The sequence below is a fragment of the Candidatus Culexmicrobium sp. genome (assembly GCF_058356305.1).
Genome location: NZ_JBTVBB010000012.1, coordinates 1 through 21,728 on the forward strand (window position 1 = coordinate 1; position 21,728 = coordinate 21,728).

The 21,728-nt window shown below is 33.7% G+C and carries 24 protein-coding genes and 1 pseudogene; 7 read left to right on the forward strand and 18 right to left on the reverse strand.

Going from position 1 to position 21,728, the window contains the following annotated elements; genetic code table 11:
- Window positions 1-339 (reverse strand): hypothetical protein (locus ACW8TM_RS02355; RefSeq protein ID WP_491531673.1); only part of this gene is annotated, 339 nt, incomplete at its 3' end.
- Window positions 340-480: 141 nt separating this feature from the next.
- Here ACW8TM_RS02355 and ACW8TM_RS02360 point away from each other — a divergent pair.
- A complete protein-coding gene (locus ACW8TM_RS02360) occupies window positions 481-1,179 on the forward strand; it encodes a glycerophosphodiester phosphodiesterase (protein WP_491531674.1) in 699 nt (232 codons plus the stop codon).
- Between the two features lie 15 nt (window positions 1,180-1,194).
- On the opposite strand, the gene ACW8TM_RS02365 is transcribed toward ACW8TM_RS02360, so the two are convergent.
- On the reverse strand, window positions 1,195-2,208 hold the full coding sequence (locus tag ACW8TM_RS02365; RefSeq protein WP_491531675.1) for a hypothetical protein: 1,014 nt from the start codon (window positions 2,206-2,208) through the stop codon (window positions 1,195-1,197).
- Window positions 2,209-2,592: 384 nt separating this feature from the next.
- On the opposite strand from ACW8TM_RS02365, the gene ACW8TM_RS02370 reads away from it, so the two are divergent.
- Both ACW8TM_RS02370 and ACW8TM_RS02375 read left to right on the forward strand, forming a co-directional pair.
- Complete coding sequence (locus ACW8TM_RS02370; RefSeq protein ID WP_491531676.1) at window positions 2,593-3,603, forward strand: DNA double-strand break repair nuclease NurA; 1,011 nt, start codon at window positions 2,593-2,595, stop codon at window positions 3,601-3,603.
- A complete protein-coding gene (locus tag ACW8TM_RS02375; protein ID WP_491531677.1) occupies window positions 3,591-5,216 on the forward strand; it encodes an ATP-binding protein in 1,626 nt (541 codons plus the stop codon). Before ACW8TM_RS02370 ends, ACW8TM_RS02375 begins: the two co-directional genes overlap by 13 nt.
- Window positions 5,217-5,286: 70 nt before the next feature.
- On the opposite strand, the gene serS is transcribed toward ACW8TM_RS02375, so the two are convergent.
- The 3 genes from serS to ACW8TM_RS02390 form a co-directional block, all read right to left on the reverse strand.
- Entirely contained in the window at window positions 5,287-6,651 is a 1,365-nt protein-coding gene (serS, locus tag ACW8TM_RS02380) for a serine--tRNA ligase (RefSeq protein ID WP_491531678.1), read from the reverse strand.
- 388 nt (window positions 6,652-7,039) lie between these two features.
- The gene (locus ACW8TM_RS02385; RefSeq protein WP_491531679.1) at window positions 7,040-7,708 is read right to left on the reverse strand and encodes a DUF2258 domain-containing protein; all 669 of its coding nucleotides are present in this window, start codon (window positions 7,706-7,708) and stop codon (window positions 7,040-7,042) included.
- An 81-nt stretch (window positions 7,709-7,789) separates the two neighbouring features.
- Window positions 7,790-8,722, reverse strand: a complete 933-nt coding sequence (locus ACW8TM_RS02390) for a prenyltransferase (RefSeq protein WP_491531680.1) — start codon at window positions 8,720-8,722, stop codon at window positions 7,790-7,792.
- A gap of 160 nt (window positions 8,723-8,882) precedes the next feature.
- Between ACW8TM_RS02390 and ACW8TM_RS02395 the strand changes: the two genes are divergently transcribed.
- Window positions 8,883-9,890 carry a polyprenyl synthetase family protein gene (locus ACW8TM_RS02395; RefSeq protein WP_491531681.1) on the forward strand — a complete coding sequence of 336 codons (1,008 nt, stop codon included), beginning with the start codon at window positions 8,883-8,885 and terminating at the stop codon, window positions 9,888-9,890.
- Here ACW8TM_RS02395 and ACW8TM_RS02400 read toward each other — a convergent pair.
- The 13 genes from ACW8TM_RS02400 to ACW8TM_RS02460 are packed head-to-tail and all read right to left on the reverse strand — an operon-like array spanning window position 9,880 to window position 18,854.
- The gene (locus tag ACW8TM_RS02400; protein WP_491531682.1) at window positions 9,880-10,746 is read right to left on the reverse strand and encodes a radical SAM protein; all 867 of its coding nucleotides are present in this window, start codon (window positions 10,744-10,746) and stop codon (window positions 9,880-9,882) included. The genes ACW8TM_RS02395 and ACW8TM_RS02400 overlap by 11 nt on opposite strands.
- A gap of 3 nt (window positions 10,747-10,749) precedes the next feature.
- Window positions 10,750-11,511, reverse strand: a complete 762-nt coding sequence (locus ACW8TM_RS02405) for a lipoate--protein ligase family protein (RefSeq protein WP_491531683.1) — start codon at window positions 11,509-11,511, stop codon at window positions 10,750-10,752.
- 58 nt (window positions 11,512-11,569) lie between these two features.
- On the reverse strand, window positions 11,570-12,544 hold the full coding sequence (gene lipS2 / locus ACW8TM_RS02410; RefSeq protein WP_491531684.1) for a LipS2 family lipoyl synthase: 975 nt from the start codon (window positions 12,542-12,544) through the stop codon (window positions 11,570-11,572).
- 2 nt (window positions 12,545-12,546) lie between these two features.
- Window positions 12,547-12,825, reverse strand: coding sequence for a lipoate-protein ligase small subunit (lplB, locus tag ACW8TM_RS02415; protein ID WP_491531685.1), 279 nt, complete (start codon window positions 12,823-12,825; stop codon window positions 12,547-12,549).
- A 26-nt stretch (window positions 12,826-12,851) separates the two neighbouring features.
- Complete coding sequence (locus ACW8TM_RS02420; RefSeq protein ID WP_491531686.1) at window positions 12,852-13,412, reverse strand: 4Fe-4S binding protein; 561 nt, start codon at window positions 13,410-13,412, stop codon at window positions 12,852-12,854.
- Window positions 13,413-14,393: a complex I subunit 1 family protein gene (locus tag ACW8TM_RS02425; RefSeq protein ID WP_491531687.1), complete on the reverse strand. Its 981-nt coding sequence runs from the start codon at window positions 14,391-14,393 to the stop codon at window positions 13,413-13,415.
- Window positions 14,394-14,398: 5 nt separating this feature from the next.
- A complete protein-coding gene (locus ACW8TM_RS02430) occupies window positions 14,399-16,030 on the reverse strand; it encodes a hydrogenase large subunit (protein WP_491531688.1) in 1,632 nt (543 codons plus the stop codon).
- Window positions 16,031-16,056: 26 nt separating this feature from the next.
- Complete coding sequence (locus tag ACW8TM_RS02435) at window positions 16,057-16,344, reverse strand: hypothetical protein (RefSeq protein ID WP_491531689.1); 288 nt, start codon at window positions 16,342-16,344, stop codon at window positions 16,057-16,059.
- On the reverse strand, window positions 16,345-16,788 hold the full coding sequence (locus ACW8TM_RS02440) for an NADH-quinone oxidoreductase subunit B family protein (protein WP_491531690.1): 444 nt from the start codon (window positions 16,786-16,788) through the stop codon (window positions 16,345-16,347).
- A gap of 2 nt (window positions 16,789-16,790) precedes the next feature.
- Window positions 16,791-17,657: a CoB--CoM heterodisulfide reductase iron-sulfur subunit B family protein gene (locus tag ACW8TM_RS02445; RefSeq protein WP_491531691.1), complete on the reverse strand. Its 867-nt coding sequence runs from the start codon at window positions 17,655-17,657 to the stop codon at window positions 16,791-16,793.
- Between the two features lie 11 nt (window positions 17,658-17,668).
- Window positions 17,669-17,947 (reverse strand): hypothetical protein, encoded by a 279-nt coding sequence (locus ACW8TM_RS02450; RefSeq protein WP_491531692.1) that lies wholly within the window; start codon window positions 17,945-17,947, stop codon window positions 17,669-17,671.
- Window positions 17,940-18,404 (reverse strand): 4Fe-4S dicluster domain-containing protein, encoded by a 465-nt coding sequence (locus ACW8TM_RS02455; RefSeq protein WP_491531693.1) that lies wholly within the window; start codon window positions 18,402-18,404, stop codon window positions 17,940-17,942. The genes ACW8TM_RS02450 and ACW8TM_RS02455 overlap by 8 nt, the downstream gene beginning before the upstream one ends.
- 18 nt (window positions 18,405-18,422) lie before the next feature.
- Window positions 18,423-18,854 carry a glycine cleavage system protein H gene (locus ACW8TM_RS02460; RefSeq protein ID WP_491531694.1) on the reverse strand — a complete coding sequence of 144 codons (432 nt, stop codon included), beginning with the start codon at window positions 18,852-18,854 and terminating at the stop codon, window positions 18,423-18,425.
- 88 nt (window positions 18,855-18,942) lie between these two features.
- Between ACW8TM_RS02460 and ACW8TM_RS02465 the strand changes: the two are divergent.
- From ACW8TM_RS02465 to ACW8TM_RS02475, 3 genes and pseudogenes are all read left to right on the forward strand, one after another.
- Window positions 18,943-20,907: pseudogene (locus ACW8TM_RS02465) on the forward strand (FAD-dependent oxidoreductase); the annotation flags it as partial.
- Entirely contained in the window at window positions 20,890-21,342 is a 453-nt protein-coding gene (locus tag ACW8TM_RS02470; RefSeq protein ID WP_491531870.1) for a hydrogenase iron-sulfur subunit, read from the forward strand. The pseudogene ACW8TM_RS02465 and the gene ACW8TM_RS02470, both read left to right, overlap by 18 nt.
- Before the next feature lie 11 nt (window positions 21,343-21,353).
- Window positions 21,354-21,725 (forward strand): 4Fe-4S dicluster domain-containing protein, encoded by a 372-nt coding sequence (locus ACW8TM_RS02475; protein WP_491531695.1) that lies wholly within the window; start codon window positions 21,354-21,356, stop codon window positions 21,723-21,725.
- Window positions 21,726-21,728: the final 3 nt, after the last annotated feature.

The window sequence follows — 21,728 nt, forward strand, 5'->3', positions numbered from 1 at the left end:
CGCAGTTATATATAAACCGGGATGCAATGTAAAGCTTCTTCTCTCTTTTCTATTCCAATCATACATTGGTTTTATTATTTTTCTTATTGAAAGAGTTGCTCCCGCAACTCCCTTTGGTCCAGTTGATATTTTAGTTATGAAACGTGTTCCGTTTGGCATAACTGCAAATACGTATACTTTGGCGTTAGGAATGACTTTGTCGTTTCTGACCACAGTTACACTTAGATGGATAGAATCTAATTCTACTGCAATAATTTGCACTGACCCGATTAGGACAGTTACCATAAGTGCAACAAATATTAGAGGTCTTATTTTTGCCAAAACATTTTTAGTGGACATAAACGACCTCGAGAATAAAATCCACATCCTCATATATATATTTTTCGAAAAATTGTAAAAATATTAAAAATTGAAATTAGGATTGTAAACATAATTTTAAAATTTTTAAATAGGCGAACCTTTAAGTTAATTCTGATAGTTATGATTGATGATCTTAGAAGTAGGTTTTTTGTTGTTGCTCATAGAGGTGCAAGTGCTTATGAGCCTGAGAATACGTTGAGGGCTGTTAGGCGTGCTATTGAGATTGGAAGCGATGCAGTTGAAGTTGATGTGAGAGTTACACGTGATGGTCATCCAGTTGTTATTCATGATGAGACAGTGGATAGGATGACTGATGGAAGTGGACTTGTCAATCAGTTTAGTCTTGATGAATTGAGAAGGCTTGATGCTGGGAAGGGTGAGAGAATACCTCTTCTGAGTGAAGTTTTAGATTTAGTTGGAAATAGAATTGATATTTTTATTGAAATTAAGGTTGATGAAGCTGTAATGCCTAGTTTAATGGAGGTTGAAGCAAGGAATTTATGGAATTCAGTTATTTTTACTTCATTTAAAATTGAGCATTTAAAGAGGATTTTAGAATTTAATTCTAAAGCTTATGTAGGATTAATCTACATTAAGCCTGTTGACGGTATTGTTGGTGCGAAGAGGCTTGGAGCTAAGGCTGTCCTTCCATTCTACAGGCTTGCCACTAAGAAAGCTATAGCCTTTGCTATGAGATTGAAATTAATGGTAATTCCATGGACTGTTGATGATTTATATGTAGCTAGGATGTTGAAAAAGAATGGAGCAAATGGAATTGTAACCAATAGGCCTGACATAATGTTGGAATTAAAGAGTTAAGTAAGTTATTTTCTATTATTCTAACTCTTTAAATTCTCTTGCTAATCTTGATAGTAGATTTGCAAATTTATCTATTGAATGTGTTTGAATCACATTTCGTGTAGCTATAGTATTAAATTGTCTTGAATTAACTATTTTTCCATACATTTCTTTCAATGAACTTTCCCTTAGAGCTTCTCTTGAAGTTATGGTTTCATCAAATCCATTATACTCATAGTTTAAGTCATGATAAAATATTGTTTTTACCTCCTTTTTAGGTGGAGGGCTTGTCGCTATAAGCTTTAATGCTTTTGCAAATACTTTACCAAAACCTGTCAACTTTATTCTTTTTGTTCTAGTTGATGGTTTTTGAGTAATGAAACCCTTTGATATTAACTTTGAAATTAGCCTGCTATACCTATTTTTCACGGCTGGATTAGATGGATTGTCTCCACACCATTTAATTACAGATTTTATTGATTCAGCTTTTCCTCCATGCTCTATGAGGGCAAGTAAAATTTTCATTTCATCAAGTGATGGATGTTCGAGTCTATTTCCAGGTAGGAATATTTGTTGTGGAGTTGTACCTCGTCTCATTCTCACACGTTTAAACCATTCTTCATATTCAGGTGTTCCTGGTTGTGGGATATACCAGCCTCTTTCAGCTGGAGGTACAATGTATATACCTACATTTGGGAACATTAAGCTTACAGTTACAGCTGCACCATATGCTTCCTTTGTAGTTGAAGTAGCGTCTATTAGTACTTTTCTACCATTGTCAATAACTTCTCTTTTTAAAGCCTTGTAGAATGATGAGAATACATCCTCATAATCTTGAGGATTTATTCCAATAACCCTTGGTTTTGAGCCAGCGAAAGTTAGAGCTTTTTCAAGGTCTCTAGCATTTCTTTTTGAAGCATATCCATATGGATCACGCTTTTTGTCATAGAACAAGTATATTGCTTCTATGGGCTCTTGCATTCTCCAGTAATTTACACCATCCAGAATTCTCTGGTAGTCATGTCCTACAAAGCACATTAATACAACCATGAAAGTCACCGTATTCTCTAACAATATTTGGGTACTGTTCTAGTTATATAGCTTTTGATACAGTAACAGAAAAATGTTACTATAACAGTATGCCTTTAATTGGCTATTTGCAATGAGATACTGTATCACTAAAATAATTCTCTTTTCTAATGGCTTCTATATCATAAATTTTATTGAAGAACAAATGTTGAGGTGTATGATAGTATCAATTTTTTGTTACTGTAACCATTCAATATGATACCGTACAGTTAATGTCTCAAGGTATCTTCAATTATTGAATTGTATCTTAAATTTATTTTTGTTTGTTTCAAATTGTTTCTAAAGTGAAATTAAAATATTTTTATTACTTTAATATTTTTATGTAGCTGGCCACGGGCGAGTAAGATGAAAATACTAATAGACGACTTTGAGAATATAGTTTCAAGATTGAAAACTGTGTTTAAGGGTAAAATTGAGAGTCCACAATGGACTTTAACTGGCGAATTAATTACAAATCCATATCCAATGCTCAAGGTGAGAGGTAGAGTTATACGTGGCATATCTATTAGAGAGGAAAATTTCCATAAACTTACAATTATAGAACATAGAAAGAATGTTTTATCTGTTGATGCTTCACTTAAGACATTGTTTGACTGTGGGACTTTTCAGATTGTATTAGCTAAGGTCTCTTGTTTGATTTGGAGGGGGAGGAGTAGATTTTTTGAGATGAAGCCTGTTTTACGTGTTAAAATGGTTAAAAGTAAACTTGAAGCTATGGAATTTTTGTTTAATGTTGAAATTGAAACTGTATTAAATGCTTCATCTAAGCTATCAAGGGGAGATTATTGTATACTTGATAGAGCATTGATGGCTGTTCCAGCCTATAAGGAAAGTACTCGGAAGATTTTAGATAAATTATGCGAGAAGTTAAATTTAAAGGGTGTTAGGTTAGTTGGGATAAGTAAGAGCTCCCAGTTAGAGTTGAATACTGGTGAAAGTTTACTTGGTTATTTGCTTCATAAAAGTAGACATTTCCTCATTGATTTTCCCTGGTATTATTATCCAATTTTTCGAAGAAGACAGTATCCTAAATGGTATTTAGGTGTTATAACAATTGTAAAGTTTTCAGCAGATTCAGATCATGTATTTAGAGTTGATATCAATAAAAGAGAGATGGTTAATCGTGAAATTTTAGATGAAATTCTCGGTGAGATTGCCTATCTACAAGATCCGGCAATACCTGGTTACCCTTATCCGCCTAGGAGTTCTCATGAAGAAGCAAAAATTGGTAAACAGGAGTTAACCTATCTCCGCCTACTATTCCTTGAAAAATTGGAAGAGGCAGGTTTAAAGGAGCGTTTTATTGCTAACTTGAGGTCTACGAGTTTTAGGGAGGAGAAATTATGGGCGAGTTAAATAAAGTTGGAGTGGTTATATGGGTTGAAAATAATGTTGTACATTTCAGAGTTTATAGTGGGATGAGAGTTGAAAGGGGTCAGTTGCTTAAAGTTGTTGACGGAAATCTTAACTTCATTATTAGAGTTTTTGATTTTAAACCTGAAGCTCTTCTGTCTCCCGCTGAAGTAGCGAGAATCTCTTTTAAAAAGGAAAAGGGGGAGGATGTTGAATTACTGGATAAGCCTGTTAGATGCTATGATGTAGCTTTAGCTACTATTGTTGCTCAAATCGACGAGGACGAATTAGTTTATGGACCTACGTCTGTTCCATCTTTATTTTCATATGTTGAGTATCTTAATGATTGGGATTTCGAGAAATTAAATTTAGATACTGGTGATATTGATATTGGTTTTCTTAGAAGTGGTCATAGAGCAACTTCGAAACATGTTTCTTTGAACGGGCTAAAAAGTTTTCCCCATCACATTCTAGTTTGCTCAATAACAGGTGGAGGAAAAACCAATTTTGGAAAAATACTTTCTTGGAATATTATGAGAAGTGGTGGACTTTACTCTCTATTGATTATTGATACTGAAAGTGAATATTTTGATGGAGGTGAACCATCCCATCTCGGTCTAGTTCATAGCTTTTATGCAGAAAGAGGCTTATTTTATGTTACTTCTAAGGTGAGATTCCCATGTAAAATACAGTATGAGTTTAAGTATAATGGTGTCACATTGGCCAGAAGAATTAGAGCCTATCCACTTGAAATTTGGTGGGGTGATCTTCACCCAGAAGATTTTATTCAGACAGGTGAGTTTACCCCCCCTCAAGAGTCATTATTATGGATGACATGGAAATTAAGAGGTGAGAATTGGCTAAACTATTTAATATATAGAGATGCAAATCAGATATATGAAGATTTAAGAGGCAAAACTCAGAAAATCACCATACTAGTCACAAAAAGAAAGTTAAGATATATTTTAGGGAACTATGAAATCTTTAAGAGAGATCCATGTAAGTCAAACCTAATAAAAACAGTATTGGAAGAAATTGTTAAAGGTAAAGTAGTTTTAATAGACATGCCAAGCGCATCTGAAGCCCAAGAAAAATTAATGACAGTTCTATTTGCCAGGAGGATCTTTAAATTTTATGAGAATATGAGAAAAACTACACCTGAAAAATGGAAGAATCTCCCAACTACATTGATAGTAGTTGAGGAGGCACATAGATATCTATCTAAAAAGGCACTTTATGGTGGAGGAGAAAAAAGAGAAAATATTTTCTCAGTTATAAGTAAGCGGGGTAGAAAGTATAGGGTGGGTTTATGCTGTATAACTCAAATGCCAGGAGAGCTTGATGAACCTATAATTAGGCAACAGTTAACTAAGATTATTTTACCACTGCCAACTAAACCTGATTATAAATTAATTATAAATTATAGCCCTCATTTAGATAATGCTGGACAAGAAATAAAAACTCTCGATAGAGGAGAAGCGTTAATAGTCTCTCCCCCCTCGGGATTTAAATTTGCAGTTCCAGTAAAAATTCATCATTATGAAAATGTCATTTTGAATGAACTTGCATATGAACTAAAAATGCTAAAGCAAATACACCTTTTTAGTAGGGCTTAGGGATGATGATGAAGACAACTGAGATTATGATGATCGTGGCCAGACTGAACCTAAGCCCCCTCTCCCCTAACTATTTTCTTCTCGGTATTATAACTTCTTTTGGAGCCTTAGCAAATACTTCGAGGTAAGGTCTAAGTCTTTTAGGTATAATTACAGTTCCATCTGGCTCTTGGAAGTTTTCTAAAATAGCTGTGATTGCACGTGTAGAAGCTATAGCTGTTGAATTTAAAGTATGTACAAATCCTTTTTCAAATCCCTTCTCTACTTTCCGTTGAAATCTAATGTTTAATCGATAGCTTTGCCAATCAGTACAATTGCTACATGAAACCATTTCACGATATTTTCCTTGAGCAGGCATCCAAGCTTCTAAATCATAACGCTTAGCTACTACAGAACTTAGCTCACCTGTACAAATATCTACTATTCTATATGGAATACCTAAACCAGACCACATTTCTTCAGCATTTCTAATTAATTTTTCAATCCAATTCCATGAATCTTCTGGTAAACAGTAAACAAATTGTTCAACTTTATGGAATTGATGAACTCTAAAGATACCCTTAGTATCTTTGCCATGTGCTCCAGCCTCCCTTCTAAAGCATGGACTTATACCAACGTAAAGTAATGGTAGGTCTTCAGCTTTAATAGTTTCATCCATATGTAATGCAGCTAATGGATGCTCACTTGTAGCTATTAAGTATAAGTCTTCATCTTCAATTTTGTAAATTGCATCTATAAAATCGCTTAAAGGAGTAACTCCTTCATAGGGTTTTCTCCTCATCATATAGGGTGGTAGTACAAGCTTGAAACCTTGCTTAGTCATATAGTCTATGGCATATAGTAGCAGGGCTATATCAAGCCAAACTAAGTCTTCGAAGAGATAATAGAATCTTGAACCTGCAACTTTACCCGCTTTAAGAGTATCTCCTAAACCTAAATAAGAGAGCATATCTGCATGGCCTATTGGACGCCAGTCAATTACTTCATATTCAACACTGAAACCTTTAGTTTGCTCTAAAAATTGACTTATAAAACCCTTCCACACTCTGGGCTTTCCAAAGAATCTAATTGGAACATTGTTTTCTTCATCTTTACCGAGGGGAACACTTTCATGGACAATGTTGGGTATGCTTAATAAAACTTTGTTCCTTTCTCTATCAATTTTTTTAACTTCCTTTTCCTTTAATTCAATTATCTTTAAGAGTTCTCTTGCTTCGTTTATTTTGCTTTCTCTTTCTTTACCAGTTAATCTAGCAACTTCTCTAGATACAATATTATGTTTTCTTCTAAGTTCATTTAACTCTGTTATTGCTTTTCTCCATTTCATGTCTAATTCAACTGCTAAATCAACAATTGATACATCTAAACCCCGTCTTTTTTGGGACCATTTAATACGTTCAGGATTGTTTCGCAATAAATATAACATGGTCCACATAGCTGCACCTTCACACATTGTAAGTTTAGATTTAACTTTAAATAATACCTTTCAAGCTTCTAATTAAATCTTCGCATCTAATAAAGAAATCGATTTCAATGTTTGATAAAAATCTAGCAACCCTCAATAATTCCCAAGATCGTACCTATAGGAGAACCTCCTCTAGTAAAGAAGTTTATAATAGAAAAACTAAAACTAATATATTGCTAATTGATTCGTTACTTGGTTTGTAAATTAAATTGAACAAAAATAACAATTAATCTAAAAAATAATTAAATAGATCCTAAAAGTGTAATCATAACTGGAAGAAATCTAATAGATTAGAATAAAAATTAAAAATTTAATTAATTACGTTTAAGATGCTAGGCATTGGTAGATTAGAAAGAGTTCACTGTTCACTTTCAATTATTGCTTTAATGTCCCTTAATACTTTTTCAGCTTCTTCGAGCGTAGTGCGTTCACCCATCCTAAATATGTTTTCAAGATTTTGTGTAATTACTTCATCTATAGTTTTTCCCGTCACTTTTACTCTTCCTCTTTTAACAATTATCGGGTCTGGCTTTATGACTGCCCCTCTAATTATAGCCATGTCCTCATTTACTGGAGTTACTACAAGTGCTCCAATAATTTCATCGTCCATTTTAATGTTAAAGATGTGATCTCCATAGGAGGTTGTAAGTATCTTTTCGGAGGTGTATCTAACTTCTACTTCAACTTTCGCTTCTAAGGTTGATAGTGCTTCTGATACAATTTTAGCTATTTCTTCATCTGGAACTCTCTTGAAATACTCTAATTGTAAAGTGTCATAGTTCCATTTTATTTGTCCATTTTCAAGGTCGTATTGTATTCTTGCTCTTATCACATCACCTTTACTAGACTTCAGTTTATCGACTATTATTCGATATAGGATTTGATTGAGTTCAGCTGCTGCTCTAGCAACTTCTTGTGAAGTTACTTCTTCATTTCTAATTTCATTTCTTAGCTGAGCAAAAAGTGTTTTCCTAATTTTATCTGCGTATGCTCCTGCAATTATTAATCCAGTACTCAGTTGAGCCATAATTACCACCTAGTAGAGATATGTAAAATGAATTAAAATACTTAATGCATTACCAAATAGCGTACATGCTAAAATTTCTTTTCAAAATATAAAACTTAGAATAAGAGCAGTGGATATCAAACCAATATTAATTAGTACTATTAAAGTGTTGAATGCTTGAGCTTTGACTAATACTTTTAAGTTGTCATATTGTTTCAATGTAATTCTACTTGCTTTTAGAGCAAGTGGAATAGTGATGAAAATAAGTAGCATAGTTAAGGGGAATACTTTAACTAAAATTAAAATTATTGTTGTTATGTAAACTGAAAATAACATTAAAACATAAAGTTTCGCTGCCTTAGCTCTACCTAAAAGTATGACACTGTGTCTTCTCCCGCCAATTAGGTCGGCTTCAATATCGGGAAATTCATTCAAGAAGAGTAGAAGTCCAACAAGAATGCTAATTATTATAAAAACTCCTAAGGATAAAGTACTAATATAATCCATTTGTATTAGAGCTGAACCTAAAGCTATTAAACCGAAGTTAGTTCCTGCTACAATTTCACTTAAGGCAGGTATTTTTGATATTAAGGGGTTGTAAAAGTAAACTGAGAATCCCCCATAAAGTAGAATAGCTATAAAAAGTGTTAAGGTTGGCTTATATAAAAAGTGAGAGAAAATTATGTAGAGGCCGATACTTGCTGAAATTACTAAGCAAATGACGCCCAATAAATATGCATGTGAGGGCTTTATGTAACCTTTAACTAGAACATCAACACCACCACTAAAAGGTGTCTTAATTGTAGCTGCATCTATACCATACTTATAGTCAAAATAGTTGTTTAACACATTAACTGCCATATGAATTAGTATTGCACCGATAATCGTAAAAAAAGAACTCAAGAAATTTAAGCTTCTAACTTCATAGTATGCAACTAATATACCTGCCATTGAACACAAAAATGCCAATAAAAGAAAATTAGCTCGAATAAGCTTTGACCAAGCATTCAAAGACCTTGAACCGGCATTCTGCATTTATTTCACCCTCCCAAATATGTTGCTCGAGTTGATCAAAATTAGAATAAGTATAAAGCTATTTGACTTTAACGTTAAAATTAAACCACTAGTTTAAAGTATTTTCATTAACTTTAAATTCTATTCAAGCTAATTATGATTGAGATTAAGGGTGAGCATGTTGAGTGAAAGAATAGCTAAACAAATTGACGATATAGTCTTTTATAGAAATTATATTTTAAGCTTAAAAAAGATTATTGAGAAAAGTTTATCTAAGTTAATATCAATGATTCCTTTTTCTCTTTTAAGATCACGCATAGAATACGCATTATTAGGTGAAGGAAAAAGACTTAGACCATTAATAACATTGTTAAGTGCGAAAAGTGTTGGAGGAAAAATTAGCAATGCAATTAGGCTTGCATTGGCAATTGAATTAATTCATACAGCATCACTCATTCATGATGATATAATTGATCAAGCAAAATATAGGCGAGGAAAACTTGCATTACATGAGAAATGGTCGGAAAGTGATGCTATAGTAACTGGAGATGCTTTAATAGCCATTGCAATTAATTTAATTTCAGACTATGAATCAAGAATAATAAAAATTGCATCAGAGGGTGCTTTAAGTCTTTGTAGCGGTGAATTATTGGATGCTACCATGAAGTTGACTACAATTGACGAGAAAACGTATTTTAAGGAAATAATTCCTAAATCATCAATCCTCTTTAAAGTAGCTGCTGAATGTGGCAGTATAGTTGGAGGAGGAAGTGAATTAGAAATTAAAGCATTATCAGGATATGGTGAAAACTACGGTATAGCTTATCAATTGAAAGATGATTTGGAAGATGCACTTAACAAGGAGATTCTACTTGTTGATTTAAGAAATGGAAGAGTAACCTACCCTCTGATATATTTATATAATTATGGTTCAAGTGGAATTAGGAAAATTTTATCCAATTGTGAAGAAGGTGAAAAAGACATTTCAACAGAAACTATAGAGGAGATAATTAGGGAAATTAGGAAACCTGAAATTATGATGAAAATTAAGGAGAAAATAAATGAGTACATTAACAATGCATGTGAAGAGTTAAGTAAGCTTAAAGAAACAAAGTATAAGCATCTACTAATGTTTCTCGCAGAACAAATTAATGTTGGATTTAAAGATTTGTTTATTTTTAATTGTTAACATTATTATCTATTTTATATAGTAATGTTCTTTCCAAATTATTCGGAAGAGAGCAGCAGAATGGAAAGTATTTAGACCTAAACGTTGATGGGATAACTATTCTATCTAGAAGATGTCCTCCTAACAATTTTAATTCAAGTTTCTCTGAGTAAACTCCTCTAGGCCTCATACATCCTAATGCTATTTCTGCGCTGGTAATTTTCCGTTTTGCATAATCAAATACTGAGATAACATCATCTATTGAAGGTAGATTTATGAAATGAAATGAAGTTTTCTTTGCTTGCATCAAAACTAGTAGTATAATTACATAAGGAGAGTAATCTCTAATTAAAGATAGTAATTCATATTCACCTTTTATTTTACCGTAATATGCTCCTATAAGAATATGTGGAGCAATATATGGGGGACCGTACTCATATAAGGATTTAAGAGTTTTCTCTATGTCATTCCAAGTTAAATTTAAATTCATGACGCTATTCATTGTTAATGGATCTAAAATGTTTAAGTCAACCAAATCGACTTTAGCATAACTTAGTTGTTTGGCATATTGCTCATTAGCCAAGCCTACATGAACACTAACTATTAAGTCCAAATCCCTTTTTATTTCTTTTATGACTGACAAATATGGTTTTATAGGGAGTACTCCATCCTTTGTGAAGCCTCCACTAATTAGACAACCAACAATATTGTATCGTTTCTTTAGATTTCTACATAATTCATAGAGCTTCTTTGGAGATAAAGCAGGATACATTTCTCTTAGAAACTTACCTTCACAATATTTACATTTAAGACCACACCACTCTCCGGTGATTGAAATTGATGGAAATAAAGGAAGAGGTTTATACGCTTTAACCATAAATCACACCATGAAATTCCATTCATTACGTGAATATTTTTCCTCAACAAGCTTTCTTGCAAGGTCGATCTCTTCTTGAGTTAACTGATCCTCCATAAATTCAACATTTAATGCCTCTCTAAATCCTTCAATTAATGCCTGAAGAACTTCATTTCTAGTGACTTTTCTCCCAAGTGCTTTTGAAAGAGTGATTACTCTTTCTTCAAGTCTAGATACACCTTTATCTTTTAATTTTTCGGGAATTATCTTTAAAGCTACTGCTAGAGTACCAATATCAGTATCATACATGAATGTTCCATGTTGTAAAACAACACCTCGCTTCCTAGTTTGAGCTGATCCAGAAATCTTCTTTTTAAATACTAATACATCATTTACCGGTTTAAATTCAGCATTTAATCCAAATTTCCTTAATGCTAAAACTAAACCCTTACAATATAATTCATAGCTTTTAATTATATCCCTTGGAGCATCCTTTTCACTCACTACTATTGAATAGGTTATTTCGCCTCTTTCATCATGAAATACTGCGCCTCCCCCAGTAATTCTTCTAACAATTGAAATTCTATTTCTTTTACAAAAATCTAAGTTAACTTCTTCGATTAATGACTGAAAATAGCCTATAGTTATAGCTGAGGGCTTAAAAACGAAGAAGCGAAGCGTATTAGGTATTTTATTCTTAGATCGCAATATAAGCATAGCTTCATCAATTGCCATTTGCATATAGCCATCAAATTCATTTAAGCGAATTAGCCTCCAACGGCTCATTTAATCACCAATTAAGCTAAAAATGAATATTAATTTATAATTTTTTAGAGTTTGAAGGTCATGAAAGATATTTATCTAATTGTTGCATGATAATTTGAGCGTCTTTTCTAGCCATGTCAATTGTTGGATAATTGTATAGCGGTCTTCGTGGAGATTCATTATAAAATGGTCTATTACAATTTGGACAACCCTTAGTGATAAAGGGTTTACCTTCTTTTATTATCTTCAAAAGTGTTTTACTTGGAAACATTATTCGAATTAGATTGCCATTTTCATCAAACTGGAAATTTTCCATTGATGCAGAATATTTAGTTATTAGGTAATGTGCTAATTGAATAGCTCTATACTTTGATTGTACTGGTGGTTTTTTATTTGCTAATAGTGTTCCTTCCATTGGAGTAAAGGTGAAGAGACCTATTCGTACACCTTTACTATTAAGTTGCAACATAAAATTAATGAATTCCACATCTCTCTCCCCTAAACCATAAATTAAATGCACTGAGACTTTATTTTTCCCAAAAATTTTTAAAGCATCATCAACTAACTTTAATGTTTTCTTCCATGAAAATGATGGTTTTATTCGACTGAATAATTCCTTAGTTACAGTGTCAATACCAATTCCAATACGCTCTACCCCTACTTCCTTCAGTCTAATTAAATCATTTATATTTCCAGGATGGATAGATACTGAAATTGGAGCATCTACTCGAGTCTTAAGTTGCTTTACTATTTCAAGCGTTTCATCGACATAGTTAGGGTATATTAGAGTTTGAACACAAATTCTTTTAAAACTACTTGATTTCTCAAAAGATTCTAATACCTTAGAAAATAAGTATCTCGGCCAAATTATCCTTGAAAGATAATCATTATCAGTTTGACTTGTCCTTGCTTGTGTACAAAAGCTACAATTACCAAAACATTTACCAGAGTAATATGTCATTAAATAAGCTGTTGTAGGTTTAGCCAACATTTTAACTTTAGCTAGACCTAAAATAGCTGCGGTTCCAATTGAAACTCTGATATACTTTATCATAATTAATCTCTACCAATAGCCTTCATTATTGCCTTAACAAAATCTTTTGGTTCAATCAGAGGAGTAACTACATTTTCACGCTTAAAGAATTTTTCAATTGTGTCAAGTAGTACTGTTTCTTCTAAATCTAAATTTACAAGTTCATTTTCAAGCTTTCTAATTGCTTCTTCAGGATACATGAAAAAGTCTCCAGTAAAACGGATATTCCTTATCTTATTGTCATCAACATCGAGTTCAACTTTAATTAGCTTAGTAGCTTTATATGCAGCTTTAAACTTCATGCTTCAAACCTCTTGCAAATTTTAGCTTAATACAAATAATGTTTTCTCGTATGTGTATTTAACTTATAACTTAGTTTTCTTCTACAATTCTTGCATAAATGCATGTACTTTGACAAATCTTCTTTAGCAATATCCATTATTTTTGGATTAATTTGAGCTAAAATTCTTTCTTCAATCTTGTTTAATTGCCTTTCAGCTGTAATTGGTGTTCCACAATTTTTACATTTAAGTAATGAAAGCTCCAACTGTACTACAAGCTGATCTTTAATACTACTTGCTAATTCAAATTCATTAGTTAATTTAATTGCATCCTCTGGACATATTTCTTGACATCTTCCACAAAAAACACATTTTGACAGTTTTATTTCAAAAATTCTAATAACATCTCCATCATGATAAATATCAGCTCCAGTAGTACATTGAATTGCACATGCTCCACACCCAATACATCGTTCCTCGTCAAACTGTGGCTTTCCACGCAATCCTTCAGGAAGTTGGCTGTATTTTTCTTCAGGCTTCCCAACAGGATAGGTAATTGTTACTGGATTAAATAATGCTGATAACGCTTCCTTTAGAGCTTTCAACATTTATATCACCCCTAAACTCTTAATAATAAAGGAGAGAATTAAGGAGAAAATTGAGAGAGGCCACATTCTAGTTAAGATCCATTTGAAGGCGTAGTCTATTTTGAACCTAGGCATTAAAGCATGTATTAAGGAGAGAATAAAGGTCACTATGAGAGTTAGAGCCAGGAAGAAAATCATATTTAATAGTTTAAAGTTTGAGAATTGTCCTCCAGCTAAGAAGAGGTCTATAAAGAACGCGACTAAAGTTACTGTCATGAAATATTTTGAAAGGTAAATCAAGCCTAATAATTTGCCTGAATATTCAGTGCATGGACCTGCAACTATTTCTACTTCAGCTTCAGATATGTCAAAGGGTTTTAAGCGTAACTTGCCAAGAATTGCAAGTAAAAAGGTTAGGGCTGCAATTGGATTTACGAATATAAATGGATATAATTCTCTTTGTATAAAAACAATTTCTTGAATTGACAGTGAATTTGAGATTACTGCTATGGAAAATGCTGAGGTTAGAAGTGAAAATTCGATGGAAAACAGTAATTCAGCTTCTCTCCTTGTACCTATGATTGCCCATGGAGAAGAACTAGAAGCTGAACCTATCAGCCAAAAAAGTGTAATGGCTATTAACACGTAAATTAACCATGTCAGGCTATGATCTCGGCCTGCAAATATTGAGAAACCTCCAAAGGATACAAAGTATAGGGAGAATATCGAGAGTAAAAGGCTAATTACTGGAGAAATTATAAATAAGATTTTACTTGTAGTTTGTGGAATAATAGTCTCCTTATAAAACAGTTTAAGGACATCATATAGGGGTTGTAAAATTCTTGTAGTTCCAAGTAATGCTTTAAGTTCAGGGGGTATGCTAGTTAATGGTCCAAGCCTATATTGAGCTCTTGCAAAAACTTTACGTATTTCAAAGGTTAGGATTATACCTAAAATGAAACCAATCAAGGTGATTATCAATGCTTTGAGTATAGGTCCCATAAATATCATCTCCTCTTCAAATACTTCCTTAAAAATACATCATATGACATAACTTGTTTTTTATCATGTTTTTCATCAATAATTATAACTCGATCCGTACATGAAAAGCATGGATCCACACTTCCAATTATAATCGGGACATCTGCAAGTGTATAGCCTGGTATCATATATTTTAGTGCAGCTATATTCCTATAACTTGGAGTTCTGATACGCACTGTATGCGGATTAACAGTCCCATCAGAGGAAATATAATAAAAAAGTTCTCCCCTGGGAGCCTCCGACTTGCCTATGGACTCTCCCTCCGGAATTTCAAAACGCTCTTTATAAACAATGGGACCCTGAACTCGCTTCAACGCATCTAGACATTGCATGCAAATATCTAATGAAACTAAAGTTTCTTTACATCTTACAATAACCCTTGCAAGTACATCGCTTCCCATATCTGTGACTATATCCCATGAAGTATATTCATCACCATAAGCATCATATGGGCTATCCTTTCTAACATCGATTTTCCAATCGCTAGCTCTGGCTGTAGGCCCTACAGCACCTGCATTTTTAGCTTCGGATAACTTTAATACACCCACATTTTCAGTCCTTTTTCTAATTAAACTGTTATCATAAACGATGTCTATGACATTCTTTGCTTGTGACTTAAAAGCTAAGAGCTTTTGTTTAGTTTTATTTATTTTCACATCAGTTAAGTCGATTCTACTTCCTCCAATTATTACAGCATCCATATGAACCCTATTCCCAGTAATCAATTCAATGCAATCTTGAACTAATTCACGAGCTTTCCAAGTCCACATTAAAAGAGTTTTAAAACCAATTAACTCTCCAGCAACACCTAACCATAGAAAGTGGCTATGAACTCTGTTTAACTCTGCAAGTAGTGTTCTGATATATTTAGCCCTGTCTGGAACATCAATTTTGAATAGATTTTCCACTGCGTTTAAGTAGGCTAGTGAATGGCAAATATTACAGATACCACAAATTCTACCTACAAGGAAAACATTTTTCCAAAAACTTCTTCTTTCAGCTAACCTCATTATACCTCTATGGTTAAAACCAACCTTTATGTCAACATCTAAAACATCTTCACCGTCAACTTTAATTTTGAAGTATCCTCCCTCAATTAAAGCTGGATGATAGGGTCCAATTGGTAAAACAACGCTTTTTTTAACCTTTACTGATTTCCACTCTTTACTTGACTCAACTGGTTCAGGCCATTCAAATGGAAGAAATATATGGCGTGGATCGGGATGATCCTCGAATTTCACACCCATTAACTCCATAGTTTCCCTTTCAGCCCAGTTTGATTGATAGGTTAAACTTGCTGTTGATGGAGCAATTGGATTATCTCTAGGCAAAATAGTATAAAGAATTAAATGTAAATTCTTTATTAAGTGGTCAAACGAGTATACATGTAATAGTTTTATCCCTTTAAACCCTAAATCTGATGCGGTGACATGAATGAGACGTCCATCAATATTTAATAGGAATTTGGCAGCATCTAGTAGTTTTTGGGGAGATGTTTCAATGTAAACATGTCCACCATTTCTATCAACTCTAGTAACTTGAAAATCGGGGGAGAGTATATTTTTCAATTTTCCAAGGACTTGCTTTACATTGACCATTATATTACCACCATTAGCTTGAATAATCATTCATTCCCATTACCCCTCGATTTTCTAAACAATTTAAACACATATACCTCATCAGGATGTAAATATGGTGGCTTAGCCAAGCCTGACAGAAATATTCTTTCGGGATCTATTTTCTTAGGTCTCAAGAAGTGAAGTGAAAATATTAATAGGAAGTAAGCTGTGGATGTAATAAATAATTCGAAAAATAATAGCGATATAAATGGGTTTCTTATAACATAAGTTAAGATTAAAGATACAATAAGAACTATAGAGGCAACTGATAAAGGTAGATTTCTATATTTCATTTATTTCACCTTCTCAGCCAATATTTTTATTGCCTTCACTACTCCATCCATAATGGCTTCAGGTTTAGGAGGGCATCCAGGAACATATACATCAACAGGGATTAAACTATCAACACCTCCTATATGTGCATAAGTTTCCTCTCCTTCAGCATCATTGAAAATTCCTCCAGAACATGCACATGCACCAATTGCCACTACAACCTTTGGGTTAGGCACTTGTTCATATGTTCTCTTAAGGAAGGGGGCAATTTGCTTTGGTACTGGGCCTGTTACAATTAAAATGTCAGCATGTCTAGGTGAACTGACCAAGGTAATCCCGAATCTTTCAACATCAAATCTTGGAGTTAAGACTGCAACAAGCTCAATATCGCATCCATTACACCCACCTGCATGAAGATGATAAACCCATGGTGAATAAATCACCATTTTTTGCTTAAACTTCATAGTTATTTCACCCTTAATTTTTCAATTATACCTTCACAACTTATACCATGTTGATTTAAACCAAAGTCTTCAGGTTTTAAGCCGAAAGCTAAAGCTAAAAGTTCAGATAAGTGAAGCACTGGTAAATTATATTCAAACCCTTCATCTTTAAGAGTCAATTGAGCCTTCTCAAATTGATCGTAACATGCTGGACAAACAACTACAACAAGATCAGCTTCACTGTTCTTCATAGCATCAAGCTTCCATTTACTTCGTTCATTAATTGCCCTATCAACTGAAGCAAGCATTAAGGGGTAACCACAACAAATTCTTTCAATTTCATATTCAACAACATTTACACCTGTTACTTCTACAATTTGTCTAAAATATTGCAAAAATTTTTCGTTTTCACTCTTATATAATTTACATCCAGGGTGGATGGCGACATTTAAACTACTTAAGTCGATTTTAATGTTTTCTTTTATTATGTCTAATCCTACATCTTCAATTAACGATTGAACAAGGTGTTTAACCCTAATATTTCCTTTAAATTGTTTATTTAAAGTTTTTAATTGTTCATTTACTTTTCTTTTTAGCTTTTGCTCTCTGAGTAGTTCCTCCCTAGCTTCAGTTAAAGTTTCCCAACAACCATTACAGAGAGTTAAAATATCACTTCCAATTTCCTCAGCAAGAGATAGGTTTCTAGCTGCAATTATGAGCCATGTATCATGATCAATAAGGCGTGAAATTTCAGGAACTGGACAACATGTTGCCCCTCTAATGTCAATTAATTTAATATTTATTTTTGGAGCGATTTTACGTAATGCAGCTTCAGCAAAGGGTTGCATGGCAGGAATGTAGCAGCCTAGAAATAATGAATAATTAACCATAGATATTTCACCTAGTATCTCATTCTTTTTCTCTTCCAATCCCAATTAATCTTAACATCAAGGCTGGTGTCCTTAATTATTTTTTGAATTTCTCCGACAGCATTTTTAATTGTGTATGCAGTGGGAGGAGTCTCTGATAATCCTAGCTTAACTCTGACTCTTTGGAGAAATTTAGATAACCTTGGTACGTGTCCATATAATATAATGCCACGTGTAGGTGATTTAAATGCTGGAGGTAGCCCTTTAATCTTCTTTCTGAGAGGATAAAGTCTGATTTCTTTTTCACTCATTTTTAACAATCTCCCATGCTTCTTCACGTGTAACTACTTTTAATGCACCAGTACTGCAATACTTTGCACAGAGAAAATCTCCATTACATGCATCACATTTAACACTTATTTTAAGAGTATCATCAAAATGTGGGATTGATAATGGACATGCATAATTACAGCTTTTACATCCAATACATAAACTTTGGTTTATTAATACGAAACCTGTTTCTTCATTTTTATGTATGGCCTTAGGATCCGTAGGACAAGCAGCTTCACAATATGGATAGTAACAGTGTGCACAATGTGTATTAATGAAAACATTTTTGTTGAAGGGGTCTCGAATCACTTCTAAATGTGCTTTTTCAAGTGAAACTTCATGGAAATGTGAGTAGGAGCAAACGATCATACAATACAAACAACCTGAACATTTTTTGGGATCGTATAAAAGTACTTTCTGTAATTTTTCAGATTCCATGCCGAATCACTCATATGTTTAGATCATTTCTTCTTTATATCCTTCAGCATCTAATAGTTCAGCTAATTCTTCATCTAAATTTGACGGTTCAATTATAATAAGCCATCCTCTTCCATATGGATCAATATTTACTAGTGAAGGTTGACGCAATGCATTTTCATTAACTTTCTTTATAACTCCTGATACTGGAGAAATTAAGTCGCTTGTAGCCTTGGTAGATTCAATTATTCCGAAGGGTTCAAATTGCTCTATTTCTTCACCTACAGATTCTAATCTAATTCTTCTTACAGTCTTTAACATTTTCTGCGCATAATCGGTTATTCCCACCTTTACTGTTCCATCGGGTAAAACTTCAGCCCAAGTATGATCTGGCGTATAGTATAAGCCTTCTCTAACTTCATACTCAGCACTCACTTGAATCAACCTCTTTACGTTATCATCAATCTTCATCTTAAATAGTTTACGCACATATTTTTATGGATAAATGTAAAAGAAAAAGCAATATATATAATGTGTTATATGATGCTTCATTACGGTGATGAAGGTGCAAAGTAGCGGTGTACGAGTAGGCGTTTATGTCTGTCATTGTGGGGGCAATATAGCTGACATTGTTGATGTAGAGGAAGTTAGGAGATTTGCAGAGCAAATTCCAGGCGTAGTCATTGCTAGAGATCATGAACATGTATGTTCCGAAGCTGGGCAAAAAATGATTTTAGATGATATAAAAGATTTTAAGCTAGATAGAATTGTAATAGCTGCATGTTCACCAAAGTTTCATGAGAAAACATTTATGGACCTGTTGGAAGCTGCTGGGTTAAATCCATATTTACTTGAAATGGCTAATATACGTGAACATGATTCATGGGTACATGCTAACAATCCTGAAGGTGCAACTGAGAAGGCTAAAGATCAGGTGGCTGCGGCTATTGCTAAGGTGAAATTAAATGAAGCATTAGAAATTAGAGAAATTCCTATTGGTAATAGGGTTTTGATTATAGGTGCAGGTATAGCTGGGATTCAAGCAGCGTTAGATTTAGCTGATTCAGGATGTAAGGTGTATCTAGTTGAAAGACAACCAACTATTGGAGGAAGAATGGCTCAACTCAGCTATACGTTTCCTACAGATGACTGTTCACTATGTATTTTATCACCTAAAATGGCGGCAGTTTATAATCATCCAAATATAACATTATTGAGTTATAGTGAAGTTGAAGATGTTCAAGGGCATGTTGGAAATTATGAGGTAACAATTAGAATGAAACCTAGATATGTGGATCTGGATAAGTGTGTTGCATGTGGACTATGCGCAGAAAAATGTCCAACAAAGGTTCCTGACGAATTTAACTATGGATTAAGAATGAGAAAAGCAATTTATGTTCCACATGAAATGGCAGTACCATACAAGTATCTTATCGATGAAGAACATTGCTTATACTTAACTAAGGGTATATGCAGGATATGTGAAAAAATCTGTCCTCAACATGCAATTAACTTTGAAGATCAAGAAAAGAAAATTAGAGTCACAGTGGATGCAATAATTGTTGCAACGGGATATGATCCATTTGATGCAACAACACTTGGAAATTATGGATATGGAAAATATGCTAACGTGATAATTGCACCTCAACTAGAAAGACTTGTCATGCCAACCGGCCCAACATCAGGCAATGTAATAAGACTATCAGATGGAAAAATAGCGAGGAAAATAGCCTTCATACAATGTGTAGGATCAAGAGATGAACAAATAAACCGAATAGATTGTTCAAGAGTGTGCTGTATGTATGCAATTAAACAAGCAATGATACTTAAACGTCAAGATGTTACAAGAGATGTTTACATTTTCTATATTGACATCAGAGCCTTCGGTAAAGGATTTGAAGAATACTATATGAGAGCACAGGAAATGGGAATCCACTTTATTAGAGGAAAAGTTGCAGAAATAATTGAAGACCCTATAACCAAGAATGTTATTGTAAGGGCAGAAGACACATTAACTGGAAAATTTATTGAAATGGAATTCGATTTAGTAGTTTTATCGATAGGATTAACACCCAGTAAAGGAGCAGAAGAGTTAGCTAAAAAACTTAGAATAACAATTGGACCAGGAGGCTTCTTTTTAGAGGCGCATCCAAAGTATAGGCCTGTAGATACCCTTAGAGAGGGGATTTTCATATGTGGATGTGCTCAAGGCCCAAAGGACATTGCAGATAGTGTAGCACAAGCAAGTGCAGCAGCAGGAAGAACATTAAGACTAATTAGTCAAAGAAAAATAATGATAGAACCGATAAAAGCTTTCATAAAGAAAGATCAGTGTGATGGATGTGGAATTTGCATTAACAAATGTCCGTTAGGAGCAATAATAATGGAGAATAGCATAGTGAGAATAAATGAGGCGATATGTAATGGATGTGGAAGCTGTATTCCATACTGTCCCAAGAATGCTATAGACTTAAGACACTATACTGAGGAACAATTGATAGCGGAGATAAGAGCTGTATTAAAAAGTAAAAAGCCAAATGAAATTAGGGTAATAGCCTTCTTTGATGATTCATGCACTTATAAAGCTGCAGATCTTGCAGGTACAAGTAGAGTACAATACACAGATAAAGCTAGAATAATTAGAGTTCCAAGTTCAAGCAGACTTACACCAAGAATAATTTTAAGTGCCTTCAAACATGGTGCAGATGGAGTATTCATAGGTGATTGTCTCCCTGGAGGATCACCATACCACCCAAAGGTTTTGGATGTAATAAACGATATAATAAGGAAAACTAGGAGAATGCTACGTAAATATAAAATTGATGCTAGAAGACTTAGATTCGATACAATTGCAGTAGACACGGCTGAAAGGCTTGCTAAAAACCTTGATGAACTAGTGGGCATTGCAGAAAGATTAGGTCCCATTAAACCTGAAAAACGTGAAAAAATTAAAGTTTAGGAGGGAGAGATATGTTTAAAGGTTTGGCTGCAAAGGTTTATGAGCTGTCTGGAGAAAATGTGTATTTGTGTTATCAATGTGGTATATGTAGTGGAAGTTGTCCATTAATAAGCATAATGGATGTTCCTCCTAACCAAATAATCAGAATGATACAATTAAATATGGAGGAAGTTTTAGATTCAAATACCATCTGGATTTGCGCCTCATGTTATAACTGTACAGTTAGATGCCCGCGAGGAATCGACCCTGCAAGAATAATTAACATTTTAAGAAATATTAAAATGCGTAGGGGAATCTCAGTTGTAAACTTAAGGAAAATACAAAAAGTCGAGGAATATCCTCAGTTAGCATTAGTTGCAGCATCAAGAAAGCTTATGGGGTGAAAA